The sequence below is a fragment of the Agrobacterium albertimagni AOL15 genome, assembly GCF_000300855.1.
In the GTDB taxonomy this organism is placed as follows: Bacteria; Pseudomonadota; Alphaproteobacteria; order Rhizobiales; family Rhizobiaceae; genus Allorhizobium; species Allorhizobium albertimagni.
The window spans coordinates 1-642 of record NZ_ALJF01000050.1; the positions used below are offsets into that span (position 1 = coordinate 1).

At 62.1% G+C, this 642-nt stretch carries 1 protein-coding gene; it reads right to left on the reverse strand.

Annotated features, from left to right (window positions below; all coding sequences use genetic code 11):
* Positions 1-52 precede the first annotated feature (52 nt).
* Positions 53-598 (reverse strand): universal stress protein, encoded by a 546-nt coding sequence (locus QWE_RS24285; RefSeq protein WP_476692171.1) that lies wholly within the window; start codon positions 596-598, stop codon positions 53-55.
* Between the last annotated feature and the right edge of the window lie 44 nt (positions 599-642).

Sequence of the window (642 nt, forward strand, 5' to 3'; positions counted from 1 at the left end):
GACATGGTTGAGAAGGTCGAATCCTTCCTTCTCAACCATGTCCGAGATCACCTTATCGGCCGCGCCCTGCAGGAGTGCGACTTCCGGGGCATANCCCGCGGCCTTGTATGATCGCAGCGTCATCGAGCTTCTTGCGGTTCTCGGTGGTGTCCGTCCCAGCCATCACGACCTTGCAGCCGAGACCGTCAAGGATCGGGCTGCGGGAGACCTGATCGACCGTCTTCATCGCCATGGTGCCGCCGTCATAGGCAATCAGCAGCTTGGTAACCGGCTTGAAGGCGCGTGAGGCAATGACGATCGCCTTGTGGGTCGAGCGCACGACACGTTCCAGGTTAGAGCCGAGATGGCCCTTGGCGAAGTCCGCACCCTCACCACGCTTGCCGATGACGATGATGTCGGCATTGGCTTCAAACTCCAGCACGGTGTCGACCAGATCACCGTTGCGAAGCTTCGTCTCGACATTGGCAACGCCGGCCTCCTGGAGGCGGGTCTTGGCGTCATCGAGCAGAAGGCGCCCCCGCGCATGGGCGACCTTGGCCTTCTGCGCATCGAGTTCCGCCAGTTCCTCGAGAAGTGCGGTACGGGCACCGAGGCCGATATTGCCGCTGAGGTTGACGGGTTCGGAGGCGAGATCCCGCCTGC